This window comes from Amycolatopsis australiensis (genome assembly GCF_900119165.1).
Taxonomy (GTDB): Bacteria; Actinomycetota; Actinomycetes; order Mycobacteriales; family Pseudonocardiaceae; genus Amycolatopsis; species Amycolatopsis australiensis.
The window spans coordinates 43,273-62,053 of the sequence record NZ_FPJG01000001.1; the positions used below are offsets into that span (position 1 = coordinate 43,273).

23 protein-coding genes and 2 pseudogenes are annotated in these 18,781 nt (G+C 70.3%); 12 read left to right on the top strand and 13 right to left on the bottom strand.

Translation table 11 applies throughout. The features are described from left to right. Window positions 1-151 precede the first annotated feature (151 nt). The 6 genes from BT341_RS00255 to BT341_RS46230 are packed head-to-tail and all read right to left on the bottom strand — an operon-like array spanning window position 152 to window position 1,742. Window positions 152-349, bottom strand: coding sequence for a hypothetical protein (locus BT341_RS00255; protein ID WP_072474334.1), 198 nt, complete (start codon window positions 347-349; stop codon window positions 152-154). Then, window positions 346-723: a hypothetical protein gene (locus BT341_RS00260; RefSeq protein ID WP_072474335.1), complete on the bottom strand. Its 378-nt coding sequence runs from the start codon at window positions 721-723 to the stop codon at window positions 346-348. The genes BT341_RS00255 and BT341_RS00260 overlap by 4 nt, the downstream gene beginning before the upstream one ends. 17 nt (window positions 724-740) lie before the next feature. Continuing rightward, window positions 741-953 carry a hypothetical protein gene (locus BT341_RS00265; protein ID WP_072474336.1) on the bottom strand — a complete coding sequence of 71 codons (213 nt, stop codon included), beginning with the start codon at window positions 951-953 and terminating at the stop codon, window positions 741-743. Continuing rightward, the gene (locus BT341_RS47235) at window positions 950-1,075 is read right to left on the bottom strand and encodes a hypothetical protein (protein ID WP_281255957.1); all 126 of its coding nucleotides are present in this window, start codon (window positions 1,073-1,075) and stop codon (window positions 950-952) included. The genes BT341_RS00265 and BT341_RS47235 overlap by 4 nt, the downstream gene beginning before the upstream one ends. A gap of 5 nt (window positions 1,076-1,080) precedes the next feature. Continuing rightward, window positions 1,081-1,428 (bottom strand): WhiB family transcriptional regulator, encoded by a 348-nt coding sequence (locus BT341_RS46225; protein ID WP_281255958.1) that lies wholly within the window; start codon window positions 1,426-1,428, stop codon window positions 1,081-1,083. Next, on the bottom strand, window positions 1,425-1,742 hold the full coding sequence (locus BT341_RS46230) for a hypothetical protein (protein ID WP_072474338.1): 318 nt from the start codon (window positions 1,740-1,742) through the stop codon (window positions 1,425-1,427). Before BT341_RS46230 ends, BT341_RS46225 begins: the two co-directional genes overlap by 4 nt. Before the next feature lie 689 nt (window positions 1,743-2,431). Here BT341_RS46230 and BT341_RS00280 point away from each other — a divergent pair. Then, on the top strand, window positions 2,432-3,304 hold the full coding sequence (locus tag BT341_RS00280) for a sigma-70 RNA polymerase sigma factor region 4 domain-containing protein (RefSeq protein WP_072474339.1): 873 nt from the start codon (window positions 2,432-2,434) through the stop codon (window positions 3,302-3,304). 14 nt (window positions 3,305-3,318) lie between these two features. Next, window positions 3,319-4,122, top strand: coding sequence for a protein phosphatase 2C domain-containing protein (locus BT341_RS00285; RefSeq protein WP_072474340.1), 804 nt, complete (start codon window positions 3,319-3,321; stop codon window positions 4,120-4,122). Between the two features lie 1,625 nt (window positions 4,123-5,747). Here the strand turns inward: BT341_RS00285 and BT341_RS00290 are convergent. Together BT341_RS00290 and BT341_RS00295 are read right to left on the bottom strand one after the other, a co-directional pair. Then, window positions 5,748-6,653 (bottom strand): ParB/RepB/Spo0J family partition protein, encoded by a 906-nt coding sequence (locus BT341_RS00290; RefSeq protein ID WP_072474341.1) that lies wholly within the window; start codon window positions 6,651-6,653, stop codon window positions 5,748-5,750. Continuing rightward, on the bottom strand, window positions 6,653-7,504 hold the full coding sequence (locus BT341_RS00295; protein ID WP_245804854.1) for a ParA family protein: 852 nt from the start codon (window positions 7,502-7,504) through the stop codon (window positions 6,653-6,655). Before BT341_RS00295 ends, BT341_RS00290 begins: the two co-directional genes overlap by 1 nt. Before the next feature lie 228 nt (window positions 7,505-7,732). Between BT341_RS00295 and BT341_RS00300 the strand changes: the two genes are divergently transcribed. From BT341_RS00300 to BT341_RS00310, 3 genes are all read left to right on the top strand, one after another. Continuing rightward, a complete protein-coding gene (locus BT341_RS00300; protein WP_143168415.1) occupies window positions 7,733-8,071 on the top strand; it encodes a hypothetical protein in 339 nt (112 codons plus the stop codon). Between the two features lie 335 nt (window positions 8,072-8,406). Further along, on the top strand, window positions 8,407-9,783 hold the full coding sequence (locus BT341_RS45070; protein WP_072474344.1) for a hypothetical protein: 1,377 nt from the start codon (window positions 8,407-8,409) through the stop codon (window positions 9,781-9,783). An 85-nt stretch (window positions 9,784-9,868) separates the two neighbouring features. Further along, a complete protein-coding gene (locus tag BT341_RS00310; RefSeq protein WP_143168416.1) occupies window positions 9,869-10,978 on the top strand; it encodes a nuclease-related domain-containing protein in 1,110 nt (369 codons plus the stop codon). An 18-nt stretch (window positions 10,979-10,996) separates the two neighbouring features. Here BT341_RS00310 and BT341_RS00315 read toward each other — a convergent pair whose 3' ends face one another. After that, window positions 10,997-11,782, bottom strand: a complete 786-nt coding sequence (locus tag BT341_RS00315) for a hypothetical protein (protein WP_072474346.1) — start codon at window positions 11,780-11,782, stop codon at window positions 10,997-10,999. Between the two features lie 12 nt (window positions 11,783-11,794). Next, window positions 11,795-11,941: a hypothetical protein gene (locus BT341_RS45075; protein WP_177328697.1), complete on the bottom strand. Its 147-nt coding sequence runs from the start codon at window positions 11,939-11,941 to the stop codon at window positions 11,795-11,797. Window positions 11,942-12,157: 216 nt separating this feature from the next. Between BT341_RS45075 and BT341_RS00320 the strand changes: the two genes are divergently transcribed. After that, entirely contained in the window at window positions 12,158-12,364 is a 207-nt protein-coding gene (locus BT341_RS00320) for a hypothetical protein (protein WP_072474347.1), read from the top strand. Beyond that, entirely contained in the window at window positions 12,355-13,581 is a 1,227-nt protein-coding gene (locus BT341_RS00325; RefSeq protein ID WP_072474348.1) for a competence protein CoiA, read from the top strand. The genes BT341_RS00320 and BT341_RS00325 overlap by 10 nt, the downstream gene beginning before the upstream one ends. 34 nt (window positions 13,582-13,615) lie before the next feature. On the opposite strand, the pseudogene BT341_RS47785 reads toward BT341_RS00325, so the two are convergent. Beyond that, window positions 13,616-13,726, bottom strand: a pseudogene (locus BT341_RS47785) (CHC2 zinc finger domain-containing protein); the annotation flags it as partial. Between the two features lie 17 nt (window positions 13,727-13,743). Between BT341_RS47785 and ligD the strand changes: the two are divergent. Continuing rightward, window positions 13,744-15,318: pseudogene (gene ligD, locus BT341_RS43395) on the top strand (non-homologous end-joining DNA ligase); the annotation flags it as partial. Between the two features lie 59 nt (window positions 15,319-15,377). Here the strand turns inward: ligD and BT341_RS45080 are convergent. After that, window positions 15,378-15,551 (bottom strand): hypothetical protein, encoded by a 174-nt coding sequence (locus BT341_RS45080; protein ID WP_177328698.1) that lies wholly within the window; start codon window positions 15,549-15,551, stop codon window positions 15,378-15,380. Next, window positions 15,551-16,273: a DUF6338 family protein gene (locus BT341_RS00345; RefSeq protein WP_072474349.1), complete on the bottom strand. Its 723-nt coding sequence runs from the start codon at window positions 16,271-16,273 to the stop codon at window positions 15,551-15,553. The genes BT341_RS45080 and BT341_RS00345 overlap by 1 nt, the downstream gene beginning before the upstream one ends. Before the next feature lie 197 nt (window positions 16,274-16,470). Here BT341_RS00345 and BT341_RS00350 point away from each other — a divergent pair, with 197 nt between their 5' ends. The 4 genes from BT341_RS00350 to BT341_RS00365 all read left to right on the top strand — a co-directional run bounded on the left by BT341_RS00350 (window position 16,471) and on the right by BT341_RS00365 (window position 18,545). Continuing rightward, entirely contained in the window at window positions 16,471-17,115 is a 645-nt protein-coding gene (locus BT341_RS00350) for a hypothetical protein (protein ID WP_072474350.1), read from the top strand. Next, window positions 17,100-17,585 carry a hypothetical protein gene (locus tag BT341_RS00355; protein ID WP_072474351.1) on the top strand — a complete coding sequence of 162 codons (486 nt, stop codon included), beginning with the start codon at window positions 17,100-17,102 and terminating at the stop codon, window positions 17,583-17,585. Before BT341_RS00350 ends, BT341_RS00355 begins: the two co-directional genes overlap by 16 nt. Window positions 17,586-17,656: 71 nt before the next feature. Beyond that, on the top strand, window positions 17,657-17,893 hold the full coding sequence (locus BT341_RS00360) for a hypothetical protein (RefSeq protein ID WP_072474352.1): 237 nt from the start codon (window positions 17,657-17,659) through the stop codon (window positions 17,891-17,893). Between the two features lie 76 nt (window positions 17,894-17,969). Further along, window positions 17,970-18,545, top strand: coding sequence for a hypothetical protein (locus BT341_RS00365; protein WP_072474353.1), 576 nt, complete (start codon window positions 17,970-17,972; stop codon window positions 18,543-18,545). Window positions 18,546-18,781: the final 236 nt, after the last annotated feature.

The window sequence follows — 18,781 nt, forward strand, 5'->3', positions numbered from 1 at the left end:
GGATCCGGTGGCCTGGGCAGCACTCACACGCGGGGGTTTGGTCGCGCACCCCAGGAGAGGTAGGGGCCGAGACCTCATGTGAGTGCTCCCCCGGTGCCGGAGCACCAGCTTTCGGGGCGCACACAAGGCGCGCCGGGTGGTGTCTGTCCTGTTAGGACGCGTGCAGGGCGGTGTCCAGATTGGCGATGACGTCCCAGGCGGTGACGCTCTGGTCGTCCAGGTCCGAGATCCTGGGGTCGTGCGGGTCGTTGATACGGCAGCAGACGACCAGCGCCTGCAGGGCTTCGCCGCGGACGACCGCGTCGTGATGCAGGACTGCGAGGCTGGGGTGGACGGTGCGCGTGCTCATCGGCTCCGCACCTCGCCGAGGTCGGCGACGAACTCGTCGTCGCTGCGGTACACGGTGCCGATGCGGTGGGCGGGCCGTCGCGCCGCACGTCCGCGGCCGGTCCGGTAGCTGCGGACGGCCACGCTGGTCAGCCAGGCCACGGAGACCAGCACCGCGGCGGCGGTGAGGACCTGGTTGGTGATGGCGGGAAGCAGGCCGTCGACGTCGAGGCCGGCGAGCGGGAACCCGAGCCGGGTGGCGGCCACCGCGGCCGCCACGACGACGGCGGCGGTGCGCAGCGGGTTGCGGGCCAGGCGCGGGCGGAGCATGTTCACGGCGGTCGTGGCGACCGGCGCGGCGGTCAACGTGGTGACCGGCATGGTGATCCAGGACATGAGCAGGTTCTCCCGATTCAGGTGAGAGCGAAGACGATCACCGCGATCAGCATCGCGGCGATGATCACGGCGAACACGCGTCGCGCCCGGCGGTCCGCGACGCTGCTGTCGAACACGAAACCGGAGTCCGCGGCGTCGAGCCGGGCCGAGCTCGGTTCGGGTTCGACGACCGGGATGGGGGACCAGAATTCGGTGACGCCCGCGGCGGGGTTGGTCGGGGCGGCGGTCATCGGGGCCGCCGCCGTCCGAGGATCGCCGGTTCGGCGGGCTGGGTGATCGGCCGGCCGTGCACGTCGCGCAAGGTCTCCTTGCGCGACGTCGCCGCCGTGGTGCTGCTGGTGGTGGTGGGCATGGCGGCTACTCCTCGCTGCCGGGGGCGGCGGTGGCGTACGGCGCGATCAGCGCCTCCCGCTGCTCGTCGGTCAGCTCGGCCCGCTCCGTGGCGCTCAGGCCGCCGCGGACGCCGATCTCGTAGGTGTGCCTGCCGAGCAGGGCATCGGCGAGGCACTCGCCGCGGACCGGGCAGCGGGTGCAGACCTGCTTGGCGCGGGCTTCGACCGCCAGGTTGTTCGCCAGCGGGAAGAAGCCTTCGGCCTGGTCACGGTCGAGGGTGGTGGCGCAGGCGGCCAGCTCGCGCCAGGACCAGCGGATGACCCGGCGGTCGAAGTGGTAGCCCTCGCCAGGGGTGTGGATGGTGGAGGTCACGCGGCCCACGAGGTCACCTCCGGGCGCTCGAGGAACCTGCCGGCGCCGAGGACCTCCGCGTCGGGTGGCTCGGCGGGCACGCCGAGCAGGGCGGCGACCTCGGCCTCGGCCTCGGCGGCCATGTCCGCCAGCAGCTGCGGGTCGGCGATCCCGTCGAACGGGTGCAGCGTGTCGGTCAGCAGGCCCGGCTCGAAGTCGAGCGAGGCGATGAAGCCGGCGGTGCTGACCGGCGGGGCAGCCGGGTCGTCCCAGCAGTCGGTGGCGAACGTGGCGTCCGCCCAGACCGGGTCGCGGGCGATATCGTGGATCGGCATCGAGGGTGTCCTCCTCGTGTGCAGAAGTGGTTGACGTGGGGCCCCGCCGGCCAGGGCGGGGCCCCACGCGCATTTCTCGGGGTGAGCGGTACAGCGTCAGGTGGAGCAGGGTTCGGTGTCCCTCGACCAGCCACCAGCCACCCCGCGCGAAGCGAGACGCTGGTGGCGATCGGCTAACACCGAACGGTGTCGCCCGGTCCTCTCAACTCGCGGCTACGAGCTCGCGAGCAGGACCGCATGGTGGGTGCCAGACGTCGCAGCCGCTTGCGCGGCCGGGCCGCCGACGTCGGCACCGAGGCTTGTATCCGGCCCTTAGGGAGTCGCGCAGAGCACGATCCGCGGCCGCTACCCAACCCCGGCAGGGGTGGCCGCCCTTGACACCTTCCGGTGCTGGCGGTGGGCATGACAGGTGCCGCGTCTCGCGCCCCATAGCTGCTCTCGCGCGACCGGGGCCGGTTCCCATCCGCTCGCACCCAGGCCGGGCGTCTGCGGATCTCGCTCTGGAGTTCTCAAGCTTCACAAGCCCCCTCGGGGCGTAAAGGGGGGCTTGTAATCTGAGATTGCAAGCCCCCTTCGGCTCGCAAGGGGGGGTTGTAGAGATCAAAGTAGATAGCCCCCCTTGAAGGTGTCAAGACCCCCTGAAAGAATTCGCTCTTGATCGACCCTCTCGGCCTAGGACGGATCGCTTGATGGAAGAACTGAAGGACCTGGTCAAAGCCGACTTAGACCGGCTTGCGACCGAGCCTGCCGAGATGCGGGCGAAGCAGGCGATCGAAGCGCTGGGCCTCCACCAGGAGTGGGTCAACGAGTACAGCCGCGTCCGCAGGGAAGCTCTTGGCGAGCTCATCGGCGAGGGAAAAACACCCAACGAGCTGGCCAAGATGCTCGGCATGACGCGTTCTCGTGTCGATCAGCTGCTCACCTCTGGCCCAAAGCCCGAGCGAGCACTGTTCGGCACCGGTGCACTCACCGTCGCAATCGGCGCCAAGTCGGAGTTTCGCCCTGGCGGCACCGGCGGTCCCAACGTCGAACCGTCGGCCGTGCTGTCTGAGCAGGCACTAGCCGCGTTTCACCTGCTCGCCGACGTGGCCGGCGACTACGGGCTCAAGGCCACCTACCAGGTCGTTCCGCCCCCTGGCCTTGTCCAGCTCAATCGTCCCAATCTCGTCGTGATCACCAGCCCCCGCCTGCTCCCCATCGTCGGGCAGGTCCTCGACGCCGACGAGCACCTCGGCTTTGGTCAGAGCAGCAAGGGCTGGTATCTCCAGGACAAGACGACCGGGGCCAGGCTCCGCTCACCCATCGACGACGGCGAGCCGGCGGACTACGGCTACATCGGCCGGCTTCCTCGCCCCGATGGCAAGGGGACGTTCCTGTACTTCGCGGGCATCCACGCAATGGGCACGCTCGGTGTCGCGCACTACCTGGCCGGCCATACTGCCGAGCTCTATCAGCAGGTGAAGACAAAGCGCTGGTCCACGCTGGTGAAATGCACGTTTGACCCTGACACTCGCCAGATCGAGACGTCCGAACTCGCCGCGCCGATCTACACCGACAAGTAAGGGAACCTGCGAGCATGTTCTTCAGCGGAACCACTGTTCCCGGCGGGGCATCGGAGAACGAGGACTGGCTAGCCGCAACTCCAGACCTGATCGTGGTGCTCGACGGCGCCACCGTGCGCACCGAAACTGGCTGTCACCACGGTCCCGCGTGGTACACCCGCAAGCTCGGAGCCGCCATCATCGCCAGTGCGGCCGATCGAAACCTGACGCTCTCGCAAGTGCTTGCCAACGCCATCGTCGAGGTCGCGAAGCTTCATCCGCAGTGCGACCTCAAGCGTCCTGGCGCACCATCCGCAGGCGCAGCCATCGTCCGCCAAGACGGCAACATCCTGCGGTACATCGCTCTCGGCGATGTCTCGATAGTCCTGAAAACCGACGCTGATGTGGAAGTGGTCAGCGACGAGCGCGTCAGCGCCACCGCGCGGGCTGAGCGAGCCGAGGCCGATCGGTACCTCATAGGCGAGCCAGAAAAGGCTGCCGCACTGGTGAGGATGAAGGAAGCCGAGCTTGCCGCGCAGAACCAGGAAGGCGGCTACTGGATCGCCGCAGCGAACCCGGCCGCCGTCGAGCACGCTCTCGTCGGCCAACTCGATATCGCAACGATCACCCAGATCGCAGTCCTCAGCGACGGAGCCGCCCGACTAGTCAAAGACTTCAAGCTCGCCTCTTGGGACGAGGTCATCGAGCTGTTGGCCAGCTCCGGCCCGCATCAGCTCATCAAGCGAGTGCGAGAAGTCGAAGAAGACGACCCGCTCGGCGAAAAGTACCGCCGTAACAAGAAGTCGGACGACGCCACCGCCGTATACGCGAGAATCTGACCACAGCCGCCTCGCGCGCAGCTCGCGCCGGCGCCGGACAGCAACCGGGCCAGGACGATGCCGAGCCGGGCGAGGGCCTGGCGGTTCGGTCGCCGCGAGCATCAAGCTCGACCGAAGTCGGAATCCGGTCGACGACGCCGGCGATGAAGCCGCCAATTGACTGCTGAGCATCGACGGCCAGGCGCCCGCCGACGCGTCCGCCAACCCGCCAGGTCAGCGCCCGCCGAACCAGCCGACCGGCGCCCGCCGAACCCGCCAGATCGGCGCCCGCCGAACCCGCCGACCGGCGCCCGCCAACCCGCCAGATCAGCACCCGCCGAACCAGCCGACCGGCGCCCGCCGAACCCGCCAGATCAGCGCCCGCCGACGCACCCGCCAACCCGCCAGATCAGCACCCGCCGAACCAGCCGACCGGCGCCCGCCGAACCCGCCAGATCAGCGCCCGCCGACGCACCCGCCAACCCGCCAGATCGGCGCCCGCCGAACCCGCCGACCGGCGCCCGCCAACCCGCCAGATCAGCGCCCGCCAACCCGCCAGATCGGCGCCCGCCGAACCCGCCGACCGGCGCCCGCCAACCCGCCAGATCAGCACCCGCCGAACCAGCCGACCGGCGCCCGCCGAACCCGCCGACCGGCGCCCGCCAACCCGCCAGATCGGCGCCCGCCGACGCACCCGCCAACCCGCCAGATCGGCGCCCGCCGACCCCGCAGACCGGCGCCCGCCAACCCGCCAGATCAGCGCCCGCCAACCCGCCAGATCAGCGCCCGCCAACCCGCCAGATCAGCGCCCGCCAACCCGCCAGATCGGCGCCCGCCAACCCGCCAGATCGGCGCCCGCCGAAGTCCTCTGGAGGTTTCACTGGCCCACACGAATTCGCGTCGGGAGCGGAGCCTGGTGACATCGCCGGGCTTACCGCCGCGCGGCCGGAGCGAGTGGCCATAACACGGTTACGAACGGCGCAGCGCCTGCTCGTCGGCGCTTCAGCCGGGAATCGGAACAGGAAGATCGGGCTCACTGAGCGCCAGAGGCCTTCAAAGCGGCCAGACTTCCCCCAAGTCCAAGGCAGGCCACTTCGCCCGCTCCTGGGCGCTCTCAGCCGCTTTCCGGCCCAACTGGTGGCCGGGAGACACGTGTCCACGAGATGGCGTGGGCGGTTTACTCAGATGCAAACGTCTTACCGTCTGTCACGTTCAGTGATCTAGGAACACGGAACTCGGAACACGGCAGAAACTTGACAAGTGCAGCCCTACGCGCGTACGCGCGCAGCGCGCGTGGGCGCCCCAACCCGGAACAACGGAGCGGCGATCTCGGAACTCCGGTGACGTAGACGCTGCGTGAGCGTGGCGCCCGTTCCTGCGCCTCGACTTCCAAGCCAGACGCAACAGCCTCGAACGTGTACCAACGGGACGGCAGCGGCCCGGCGCCCGACATGGACCGACAGGCATGGTCGTCGATGGCGAATTCTCGTGTGCGCGACGCCTGGTGGCCGTCGACGGCGCCAGGCCCGGGGCTTCTGACCCGCCATCGCGGCCGCCGCCGCCCGCAGGTCCCTCGGGCGGTGGGGTGGAAACGCCGTTACCACTCCACCGCCCGAGGCTCGGTGCGCCGCGACAGCGCACTCGGATCAGCCTGCTTGTGCCACGTCTTCAGCGGGCTGGTCGGCCTCGGTCAGTAGGCGAATCAGCTCGGCAAGCTCTTCCGCGGTGAACCGCTCTCGGATGGATTGCGCGGCGATCGCCGGCGTGGATGCGCGGATATTGCGGCGCCGCGCGTGGGTGGTAACGGCGTTTCCACGCGCCACGGCGCGGTAGGGCCGGCCGGCTGCGACGATCTCCTGTTGCTCCGACTCCGAGAGCTCGCCGAACTGGCGAGCCAGCTCGATCTTCAGCTCGCCCCGCTCCAGCGCCGCACGCAGTTCGGGAATGAGCTTGCGCAGCGCAAGGCGCTGAGCGACGTAGACATGGGACTTGCCGATCCTGCGGCCGAGTTCTCGCTGAGAGATCCCGGTCCTGGCGAGAACGGCTTCCATCGCCTCGGCCTCATACAGCGGCGGCAGGTCCCGCCGTTGACCGTTCTCGATCAGCATCACCTCGTACATCGAGTTGACCTGGTCGTTGTTGACGATGATGTCGATCTCGTCGACGCCGGCGCGGCGGACGGCGAGCAGCCGCCGGTTGCCGATGAGGGTGACCCACTCGGCGTTCCGGGCAAGCCGGTCGGCTTGGTCGGGGAATTCAGCGAGGAAGGCCTGGACCGAGCAGACGACGAGGGGCTGGATCACGCCGTGGCCGATGATGGTGTCGGCCAGCGCGGCGATCTCGTCGTCTTCACCAGCGGGACGCTTGTTCAGCGGGTTGACCGCCACCGTCGCGACTGCAGCGGTGAGCCTTCGCCCCGGCGTTTCGGCGCCGATAGCCGCGGTCGATGCCGGCTGGGGGGCCGACGGCGCGGCAACCTCAGGAGTGCCGGCGCGGGTCTCCTCGACCAGGTCTTCCTCAGCGAGCGCCGCGAGGTTGATCCGCTTGCCCATCAGCGGTCACCGGCCGGGGTGGAAACGCCGTTACCACCGTCGCTCGCGTGCTTCGGAACTCCGTCGCTGCTGCCGCCGAGCACCTCCAGCGCGAGCTTGAAGAAGTCCTGCCGTGCCTCCAGCGCAACGCGGTTCTTCGGGTACTGCACGACGGTCATGCCTTCGGCGGAGGCCCGCGTGTGCAGCTTGTAGTGCCGGATGACGGTGTTGAACCGCGGGAAGCGCTTCGCCGCGACGTAGCCCTTCGTCTGCTCCAGGTCGGCCTCGCCGTCCCGTGGATCCCAGTTGTTGATCAGGACGCGCCACGGCTTGCCGAACGGCTTGATGACCTTCTCGATCGAGCGGGCCGCCGGCGAGAAGGCAAGTGGCTCAGGCTCGATGGGGATGATGACGTCGTCGGCCTGCTCCAGGACCACCCGCAGGATCTCTTCCTTGTCCAGCGAACCCGGCGTGTCGACGAAGATGTGGGTGTACTTCTTGATCCGCTTGAGCTTCGACAGCAGCTCCGGGTTGTCGCTGCACTGCTCGAAGTCGAAGGGCAACGCGTCACCTGCGCGGGTTGCCCACTCGAGCATCGAGGCCTGCGGGTCGGTCGAAACTCCCAGGACTGGCGTGTCGTCAGGGGTGCCGCCCATCGTGTCGGCGACCACGGCGGCCAGATTGACGGTGACCGTGGTCTTGCCGACGCCGCCCTTTTGGTTGGCAATGACATGGACGTATGCCATGAAGAACCTCCGTGTGCTTCCCAGGCCGCCATGACGGGCCCGGTACTTCGGAATGTGTGCGCGCACAGGATGGCATGCCGGGTCGCGAAACCAGGGTGGAAACGGCGTTACCACCCGGATCGTCACCCGAACCACGGTGCTCAACGGCGCGAACGCTCTTCGAGGGCGGGATTGCCAGTGCGGTCGCCAAGGACCTGATAGCGCGGTCGGGATCGAGCGCGGCACCTTCACTTGGCTTGACGGCGTGGCGCCGAGCGGCGGCTTCGCACGTCGAGACGCGGGGGACTCGTGACACCCGAGCGCGCTACATCGACGTTCAGGACGAAGACGACGACGCCGGGAACGATGACCGGCATGACGAAAAGTGAGGGGCGCGCCGCGCTCTACGACCTGCCTGCCGTACGGCGTCGCAGCCCGGCGAGCCGCAGTCTTCGAAGTCTCTGCATCGCGATAACCGCGGCCAGTCTCCTGACATCGATCACCGCGGCCCGGGTGGCCCAGCCCGCCGTCTTTCACCGCATCCTCGAGGGTTTCCCTGCCTGGATCACAGTCGTCTTGAAGGCTGTGTCGATAGGAGTACTCGTATTCCCGGTGGTGGCATGGGTGTGCTACGTGCCGGCCTGCCGCCAGTACGACGCCGACTACTACCGTCGCGTAGCCGCTCGACGCTCCGCCATGACGGACGTCGAATGAACTGAAGACCTCGCGGAGCCACGTACAAGCGCGGGGTAGGTCCTCCCGCCGCTGACGTGCCCGGAGTCAGCGGTCGATCATCTCGGCGGGTCGTGCCAGCGTCTCCACCTCGCCGCAGCGCACGCAGTGGACGTGCCGCGGAGCGGAGCCCGACTCGGCGCGCCATTTCCGCCCGGAACTCAGCTTGGGCTCGAGCCCGGCCCTCAACCCGGCTCGTCGAGAGGATCTGCCAGCTCCGCAACCTGGATGCCCGGTCTATACGCCACAGCAGTGCTGTACTTTGGATACAGCACTGCTGTGGCATGGTCATGGCTGCCGAGTAGGGAGTGGATGCAATGACGTGGACCGACGAACCGGTGGCCAACGGGTTGCGCACGGATCACCCGTGGCCGAACCTGCCGTTCGTGGACGACGGGCACATCCCGATCGAGGACCCGGACGCGGTTGAAGGTCTGGGGCGCGGGGCGGGCGGCGGCCTGTGGGGGCGCTGCGACCGCGACACGGCCACCGGGGAGTGGGCAGCCTTCACCACCGACCCGAAGAACCACGACTTCGCGTGGGTGCTGCGCTTTCACCCCGAGCATGGCCTGTCGGTCCTGCTCTATCGCGACGACGACGGGGCCGGCGCCCACGACGAATGGTTCGGCGACAAGGCCCTGATGACCCGCCTCGGCGGCTACTGGTGGGACGGGACCACCTGGTACCGGCCCCGCCAGGTGATGAACTGGGCCACCGAGAGCTACATGCGCCGCCCGGTGTCACGGCCCACGGTGATCACGGCGGCCGACCTGCTCGACGACAGCTGCCGGCCCGAGCGGGGCACGGTTGCCAAGATCGTGGGATTCACGCCCGGCCCGCCGGTGCCCCCGCAGCAGTGGCGCCACGACCTGGCCCGCTGGGCCCAGCACCGCTCCGACCGTCCGGGTGCCCTGGCCCTGGAGCAGTGCGTCGTGACGCTCAACGCTCCCGAGCTGGCCGAGTCCGCGCTGCTCGGGGTGGAGGAGTTCGCCGCTGAGGCCGGGATCGCCGCAGCGACCCTGCGCGCCTACATCGCCCGCGACGAAGCCGACATCCCCGAGCCCCAGGTCACCGACGGCGGCCGCAAACGATGGTCCCGCCCGGTCGTGACCGACTGGCTCGAGCAACGCCGCCGCGCCCCGGGCAACGCCGCCGCCGTCCTCGCCGGCAACGACACCGCCGACGAGAACGCCTCAGGCTCGATCTCGCCGGCGTTGCGGCGGCTGTGGACCCGGTTAACGACCATGCTGCTGCGCGAGCTGTGGGAACAGCCCGCAGCCCGGCGACGCTGGTCCCGGCCCTTCCGCAACGAGCAGGCCGCGAACGACCTGGCAGAGCAGCTGGGCTGGGTCGCGGCGGTCAATGCCGACGCCGCGATCCCGGTCAACGACCTGGCCTGGATGATCCAGCAGGGCGTGCTGTGGGAACTGCAGCGCTTCCGCGACACGATGTCGGTGGTCGGCCACGTCAGCCTGACCCGCCAGGCCGGGCACGCGCTGGGCTGGTTCATCGAGCAGGCACCCGGCCGGGTTCCCGCCCTGTTCGGGGCCATCGTCCGGCACGCCAAGGACGACCTGGACATCCCCGCCGACGTGGTCGAGAAGTCCCTGCGCCAGTCCCTCATGTCCCACGGCGGCATGCCACCAGAACGCGTGGACGAGTTCTTCGCCGTGACGTTCCCGCCGCAGAAGTAGCCATCTGGCCACCCGAACGGTGGCAGCACGGACCGGTGCCTGCTCGTACCGTCGATTACGAGCAGGCACCGGCAGGTGCCGCAACGTGTGCACGCGGGAGGGCGACGGAATGCTGGTGCGGGTGCAACCGGGCACCGGGTCCGCTGCGCACGGCCTCTCCGGCGCCGAGGCGAAGGTCCACGACTTGCTGGCCGGCTGGGCCCACGGCACCGACTACGCGATCGGCGGGCTGGCGCTGCTGAACGTCAACATCCCCGACAAGCGCAGCACCCGGCAGGTCGACGGGCTGCTGTTCCTGCCCACCGGCCTGGCCGTGCTCGAGGTCAAAGGCTTCACCACCCCGCAGACCGGCACGCTGGTGATCCCGCCGAACGGCCCGTGGCTGGTCGACGGGCAGCCGGCAGCGATCCATACCCTCGCCGGGCTCCCGAACCCCGGCGAGCAGGTGAAGGCCGGGGTCTATGCGGCCAAGAGCGCGTTCGCCGGCATCCCGGGCGGCAAGGGGTTCATCCGCGGCCTGGTCGTGCTCGCCCCGACCGGCAAGCTCCGGCTTCCGCCGGGCAAGGACCTGGCCGGTCCCGGCGTCGACGTCGCTCTGGCCACCCCGACCAGCCTGCGCAAGGTCCTGCACCGCTACCGCGCCCAGCCGCTGGCCTGGACCGTCGACGACGTCCTAGCCGCCTGCACCGCCCTCGCCCTGACCGAGCTCGCGCCCGGCCGCGCCGACCTGCTCACCGAAGGCTTCCCCGAACACCTGCCACCCCCACCCGACCGGCCCGAACCGCCGATCAAAGCCCCGATCCCGCCGCCCGTCGAGCCCGCTCTGGGTAGCGCCCCACATCGGGAGCCGATCGTGCGGCGCCCGGCATCCGCGGGCGGACGCAGCGCACCGCATCCCCGCCGGCCGGTTCCTGCCGCGACTCCCGCGGCCCGGACCGCTCCGGCGAGCACGCCCCCGCCGAAGGCACCCGCCCCGCCGCGGCGCGCGCGGCAAGTTCCTGCCGGGCACAGCCTGCCGCGGCCGAAAACCACATCGTCCTCGCGGCCCGCGGCGCGGCCGCGCCCGGTGACCGAGGCACGCGCAGGCGCGCGACCGCGGCGGATTCCGTGGGGGCTGATCGTGGCACTGGCGCTGATCTGCGCGGTCGGCATCACCGCCGCGGTCCTCGTCGGCCACGCATTCCACGGCAGCTGAGCCTGCGGCCGCAGGACGCTACGGCGCGGGATCGTGGGTGGCGCGGTAAATCTCCAGCGCCCGGCGTAGCCCTGCGGTGTCCAGCAGCAGGTCCACCATCGGATCGGCTGGCGGAAGCGGCTCCCCGTTGAGCGCCTCGGCGATCCGCGTGAGCGCGGCCTCGGGCATCCGGGAAGCGGCCAGCTGCTCGACCAGCCTTGGGTAGCGGGCTCGCGTCGCCGTGCTGAACAGCCCGGTCGCCCCCGCGTGCGGCACGGCGGCCATCCCACCGTCACCGGCGTCGGCCGGTTCGGCGGCAGCCTCGGCTGGGTCGGGGCCGGTGTAGGGCAGGACGGCGCGGATGATCTCGAGGGTGCCGGGGCCGATGTTGTTGACCCCGAGCATCGCCGTGTCCGGGCAGGCCTGGACTTCTTCGGTGTGGACGAACCCGCCCCGGGACAGCTGGGTGTAGCCGCGGCCGGTACCGCCGCTGGCCTCGCGGATCGCCTGCTGGACGGTGTGCAGCAGAGTGCGGGTCTCGGGCATCGGCTGCAGCGTCCACCCGGTCACCGCGCCGCAGCCGTAGAGGTGGCGCAGCTGCTCGGCCATCGCGCTGGCGCCAACGACATGCAGCACCCGGCCCGGCACGACCCGGCACACGCGCGCGGTGCCGTACAGGGAATCCTCGGCGCGGCGACCGCCGGCGACCTCCCAGTGCTCGCCGCGGTCGTAGAAGTCGAACGCCTCTGCGATTCGGGCCGCTTCCTGCTCCGGGGTCCGGACCGCCGGCACGCCCGAGCTCGCACTGTCGACGTCGTCGGCCATCGTCTGCTCCGGCTAGTGGGGGAGCGCGGCGTAGATCTCGCGCGCGGTCTGGCTCGTGAGCAGGTTCCGGCACGAATCGCACAAGATCACGGTCTTGTCCACCGGCACGTTCCCGCACTTGAAGCACGTCCGCTCGGTCGCCTCGGCTGCCTCCGACACACCTGCCCCCTTCACCTCGGCCGCGCGCCTGTGCCTGCGCGGCTCCGCCGCCGGCGACCCTAACTCCCGCCACCGACACCACCGGCCGCACCCGGCGAAGCCGCGGCGTGTCCGCACGACGGCGGGGGTGCGCCGGTGTCGAGAGCGAGATCGGCGGCGCGGGGGCCGAGTGTGATCGCCCGATCGTGGTGAGCGCGGATTTGCCAGGCTGCTCCGATGGCGACAACCGAAGTAACGCTGGGCATCACCACGGCCACGGTGCAGGTGCGTACGCACGAGGACGTCTACGACAACCGCTTCGAGACGGTGGAGTTCATCGGCCAGACCGAGCAGGCCGTGTGCGCCGCGGCCGCGGCCTGGTGCGGTGACCACGCCGCAGGGCTGATTACCCGGATCCGGTTGTGGAGGTTCGGGTGGCGCTGACCGCGTGGTACGGGCCGGGGCAGCAGGTAGCGGACCTGACGTTGCCGGATCTGGGCGTCGGGTGCTCGTTCGCGGATCTGTACCGGATGCGCCCGCGCCCGGATCTGCGGTGCCGATACTGCGGGTACCGGATGCACCTGAAGATCTCACCGCGCGGCCTACGGTTCTTTGCCCACGATGCCAACGCCGACTGTGTTGGCACCGGCGAATCCGCTGAGCATCAGGAACTGAAGATCCTGTGCGCGCGGTGGAGCCGCGAGTGCGGCTGGCGCGCCGAGCCCGAGCAGGCCGGGCCGGACTGGCGCGCCGACGTGCTGGCCACCGCGGCGGACGGGCGTCGGATCGCGTGGGAGATCCAGGTCAGCCCTCAGCACGCCGACGACGCCGCGCAGCGCTCCGCCCGCTACCGACGCGACGGCATCACCTGCGTCTGGATCGCCCTCGGCGCACCCGGCACCGACTGGTTCCGGCCGCGCGGCGCGCTGGTCACCAGCCTGACGTGCTCGGCCGCCGGCGCCCGCACCTGGATGGTGACCGAGGGATGCCGCAAGCACCACCTCGAGCGCGGCGCGTTCACCGAGCACGGCCACTGGAGTGACGTGCCGCCTCTGCCGCTGGACACGATCGCCCGCTCGATCCTGCGCGGACAGCTGGTCCAGAGCGCCGCAGCGGAAGGTCAGCCATGGTGGTGGGTTCGTGCCGACGAACGCGCCGACGCGCTGCGCCTCGGCGACCTTGACTCGCCGGAGCAGCTGGCGCGCCGCTCCCGGCTCCGTGAACGACAGACGGCGCTGCATAGCGCCGCGGCCGCGGCCGCGGCCAACCGGTGGCCCTGGCTGGACCTCAAACGCCAGCTCTTCCGTGCCCGCCTGACTGAGCAACGAGACGCAACGATGTTCGGCGAGCCGGTCACCATCCTCTTCGGCGGCAACGTCGGCTTCCGACTATTCGCGGTGCTGCTGCCTGACCTCATCGCCGACGACGAGCAGACTGTGCCGGTGCTGGCCGACACCGCTGAGGCCGCGGCCGCCATCGGCGCGCGCTACCCGCAGACACCGGTCGCGGTGCCGCAGGGACCACCACCGTGGCCGCTGTATCGCTACCGCAACGGCACGAAGTACCCGGCGTGGCAGTTCGGCGAGACCGCAGAGCAGAGCCGCACCAGACCCGCCTACCGCAACAGCTTCACCAGCCACCGGCGGCCCATTGGCCGATGACGCCCCGCTTCACCCGGGGCGGACACGACCGCGGTCAGCGGCCCATCGCCGCGGCGAACCGGGCGGCGTCGCCGCCCGCGCCGCAGCCCAGGCAGTGGAAGGTGCCATGCGCCGGCCGGACGATGAAGGCCGGGGCAGCGGAGCCGCAGAAAGGGCACGTTCACCTTTACCGAGCTGGACGCCGACCGCCGCACACCGGCGGATCTGCTGGAGCACGTCGCGGCCAGCGGGCACGAGGGCCTGGTCGCCAAGCGCCGCAACGCGGTCTACGCGCCCGGCCGCCGCTCCGACGCGTGGCTCAAGCACCCGCTGATCCAGACGGCCGAGGTGATCGTCTGCGGGTATCGGCCGGGCCAGGGCCGGATCACCGGGCGGATGGGTGGGCTGCTGCTGGGCGCCCACGACCCGGACACCGGGCAGCTGGTCTACATCGGCGACGTGGGCACCGGTTTCACAGAGGCTGAGCGGGGACGGCTGCAGGCCCGGCTCGACGAGCTGGAGCGGCCCCGGCCGCCGTTCGCGGTCGCGCCGCCGCGCGCGGACACGGCGCGGGCGCGCTGGGTGGAGCCGGTCCTGGTCGGGGAGGTGGTGTACCGGCAGTTCACCCGCGGCGCGGGTCGGCTGCGCCACACCGCCTGGCGCGGCCTGCGCCCGGACAAGAAGCCCGCCGACGTCCTCGCGCCACGCACCCAGGAACCCGCCACCACCGAACCCGCGCCACCAGCCGCCCGGGCGCGGCCGCCGCGCGCGAGCACCACCGGACGTTCGGCCCGCGCGGCGGCGTCCGCGCAGGAGCCCCCGGCGCCGCTGGGGCCGAAGGTGACGGTGCAGGCCGGGGCCCGGCGGCTGACCCTGTCCAACCTCGACAAGCAGCTGTATCCGTCAGGATTCACCAAGGGTGAGGTCGTCCACTACTACAGCCGGGTGGCGCCGGTGCTGTTGCCGCACCTGGCCGGGCGGCCGGTGACGTTCATCCGGTTCCCCGACGGCGTCGGCGATCAGCAGTTCTTCGAGAAGAACGTCCCCAACGGCGCCCCCGGCTGGCTGCCCAGCGTGGCGTTGCCGAGCACCGGGGCGCGCAGCCGGCACGCCGAGCGCGGCGAGCCGATCACCTATCCGCTGCTCGATGAGCTCGGGGCGCTGGTGTGGGCGGCGAACATGGCCGCGCTCGAGCTGCACGTCCCGCAGTGGCGGATCGACCCCGGCCCACCCGCGGCACGCGGGCTGCCGGACCGGCTGGTGTTCGACCTCGACCCTGGCCCGGGCACCTCGATCGTCGAGTGCTGCCGGGTCGCCGAGCGGCTGCACGACCTGCTGGCCACGGACGGGCTCACCCCGTTCGCGAAGACGTCCGGGTCGAAGGGCATGCAGCTCTACTGCGGCATCGACGTCGACGACCCGGGCGCGCCGTCGGCCTACGCGAAACGCCTCGCCCAGCAGCTGGCCCGCGAAACCCCCGACCAGGTGACCGCAGTGATGGCCAAGGCCCAGCGCACCGGCCGGGTATTCATCGACTGGTCCCAGAACAACCCGGCGAAAACCACGATCGCGCCGTACTCGCTGCGCGGGCGCGACAGCCCGACCGTGTCCACCCCCATCACCTGGGACGAAGTCCGCGCCTGCCAACGCGCCGGGCAGCTGGTGTTCACCGCCGAGGACGTCCTCGACCGCATCGACGACCACGGCGACCTGCTCGCCGACCTCAACCACACCCGCACAGCCCTGCCTCGCACCTGAGAATTCCACCGGCCAGCTGGGACATCGCCCCGGCATCGGTAGTCGTGCTGCGGCTGGGTTCAGTCGTCAGATGAAGGCGTGCTGGTGCTGGGCGTGCTCGGCGCGCCCTGAGCCGGGCCGGCGGGCACGGTTGGCAGATCGGCTTGAGTGATCGGGCGGCTAGGACTGGCGTAGCCGCCTTCCTTCTGAAGGCCGCCCTGGTCTTCCGGGCGTTGCTCGTTGACGTGGGCCATCAGAACTCCTGAAAGTCGAGATATTCGATTTCATTCCAGCGTACGAGCAGGCCGCGCTGCCCATCGACCGGCTGAGGTCGGTCACCCGAGTCTCGCAGAAGCTCGCCTGTCGCCGGGTCGATCTGGAAGCCCGTACTGAGGTACAGATCGCCGTCCTCGGGATATCCGCCGGCATAGGAGCGCCGGTTCGATGCGGTGTTCCAGTGCCCCCACAAACCCGCGATCCATGTGCCGGACTTGAGTTTGATCCGCAGGATGGCTGCGACGTCGTAGTTCCACATCCAATCCCAGGCGCGGGGTTCGATGTGCTTCCCCAGCGCCCACAAAGCCACCTTGTTGAGTCGGCGGTGGACCCCGCACCTGAAACGGGTCCGCCGATTCGCGTTCGGCGGCGGTTCGGCCGGCGTGCGTCGGAGCTGAGCCAACCCCGCGCCGATTCCGATCGGCAGGAAGACGTAGGCCACTGCCATGAGCTCGACAGACCACCACGGGACCTCGCCGCGCGCCAGCGCGTTGGTGAGGAAGTAGTGACGGTAAAGCAGGTACTCCGGTCCTGACGCCACGGCATGGAAGATCGCGGACGAGGCCAGGAACCGGACCAAACGATCGGCGAAGTTGACACCGAAGCTGCCCAGGGCGCGCTCGACCGCGAACGTGTAAGACGCGCCGGGAAGCAGCGCCATCAGCGCCACGACGAGCGCCTGGAACGTCGAGAGGTTCAACGGTTGTGCGCTCCTCTGTGCGGCACGTCGATGTGCGCATTGTCCACTCACGGTCTCGGTGGCGCTTGCGGCCGTGGTTGAGGACGAAGCCGTCTGATTGGCCGATGCCTTTGAGCAGAGACCGACTCCAGTCGAACATAGGTTCGAGCGTGCGTTACTGTCGTGTTGTTGGCGCTGGTGAGGGCGGTGATGAAGGCATGTCGCTGACGACACGTCTGGCCCGCGGCGAGCTGGCCCGCTGGTGCGCGGAGCACTGGGCCGGTGTCGAGAAGCTGACGGGGGATGTATATCGCCGGGCCCGGGCCGCGGGGGAGCCGGAGCCGGTGCGCCCGGCGGGCCGTCCGGAGCCTGGGCAGTGGGTGGGGGTCGACGTCGCGTTCCGGGTGCGGCTCGGGTTGCTGGCCGAGGGTGCCGCCCCGGCCGCCGCGCTGTTAGGCCCGGTCCGCGCCGGCTTGGTCAGCCCGGCCTGGGCTGACCAGGCCGGTGGGATGTTCGGCCCGTCGCGGCTGCCCGCGGCGATCGCCGGCCGGTTCTCGCCGTACCAGCGGCAGGTGCCGGACCTGCCCGCACGGGCGGGCGACGTCGGCGAGCACGAGGCGGTGCTGACGGAGTTCATCACGCGGGCCGGGCAGTTCTTGGCCGAGCACGCGCCGCCCGGCAGGCTGGGCACTCCGGGGCAGAGGCAGTGCTGGCCCGCGTCTGCTGGGTGCTCGCCGGCTGGGAGCACGCCTTCCGCACCGGCCGGATGCCCGAGCAGCTCGCCGCAATCCACGCCCATCCCGGCTACACCGTCGACGACCTGCGCGCCGCCGCCCCCGAACCGGCCGTGGCCGAGCTGGTGAACCTCGCGCGGGTCCTGCACACCAGTCGCACCCTCGCCGGCTGGCGCGGGGATGCCCCCGGTTGCCCGATCGCGACCGGTCCTCTCGGTATCGCCAATCCGATCATCCTGCCCGGCTGGGCCGAAGCCGACCTGCTGCTCGGCTCCACCCTGTGGGAGGTCACGACCGTCACCAGCCTGGACAACCCCGCCGTACTCGTCCGAGCGTTGTGGCGGCTGCTGGCCTGCGCCTGGCTGGACACCCGAGACGTCTACGGAATCCGGGCGGTCGGAATCTACCTGGCCCGCCACGGCGTGACGATGTCCTGGGGGCTGACCGCCTTTTGCAGCATGGTGTTCGGCGGCACCGGCCGCGACGACGCCGCGCGAGAAGCCTTCCTGCCCCTCGCCCGACGCCTGGCCCGCGCCGATGGCGCCGAACCCCCACCACCCTGGGTCCCGCGAGAGCGGATCCTCTACGGCAGCCATTGACAGTCAGGCGAAACGTTGCCCGTCGAGCATCCCAGCGACGCTTGCGCGCCTGCTCGCCAACAGCCGACGACATGGTCAGTGCTACAAAGATTCCCGCCTGCCCCGGCCACCCCAACAAGCAGACCAAGCAGGTGCTGTGCCGGGGACTGCGCACCGGCACCGGCACCGTTCGGATCGGGCCGACCCCGCCATTCGAGGATCTCGGGTGCCGGCGCTGTATCCGCGCCGCGGTCAAGGACGGCTACACCGAGATCATCACCAAAGACGGCGTGCTTAACCTCGCCGAGTTGCTGACACAACAGCGATAACCCGCTGGGCTTAGCCGGCTACCCACAGGGGCGTGCACTCCCGCGGACTGTCGGGCCCTCGGCCTACGCTTGACGGATGTCCGTGCTGCAGGCCTTCGCCGACGAGTCGTTCCATGAGGACGACGGCGGTGGCTTCTACGTACTCGCGGCCGCGGTCCTACCGGCCGACCGGCACGCCGAGCTGCGCCAGCTGATGCTGGATCTGCGAGGACCGCGGTCCGGGAAACTGCACTGGCAGGTGCTGACCGAGGTGCAGCGGCGGGACGCGGCCAAGCGGGTCGCCGACTTTGACGAGCTGCACTTCGTCGCCGTCGGTTCACCGGTGCCGGTGCGCCGGCAGGAGCGCGGCCGCGCGTTGTGCCTGCAGCGGCTGGTCGCCGAGCTGCACGGCGTCGGGGTCGAGCACCTGGTCGCCGAGGGGCGGACCGTTCAGCTCAATGCCCGCGACGTTCGCACGGTCCAGCAGGCCCGATTCATGCTGCCGAAGGGCGCGCGGTTCCGGCTCGACCACATGCTGGGCGTCGACGAGCCGCTGCTGTGGGTGTCCGACATCGTGGCCGGCGCCGTGCGTGCCCGGCTGCACGGCAACGAGACGTTCTTCGAGCCGCTCGCCGACTGCGTGCTGGAGCTGCAGGTGGGGACCCGGACCTGATCGGCTGCGGACATGCGTAAGGCCAGGGTCCCGGTATTCCCCGGGTGCACCTGGCCTTGCGACTCGCGCGACGCCCGCGGCGCCGTGCTCCCAACGAGTGGTGTCTCCTCTACTCGTTGCCAAACCGCGGTGAGAGCCGGGTTTGACTACACGAGCGTAACCCAGTTTCGAGTTCGCCAACACGTTCGCTGGTGTTCTGTTCGTCGCATCGTGTGTATTCGGGGAGCGTTCCAGTG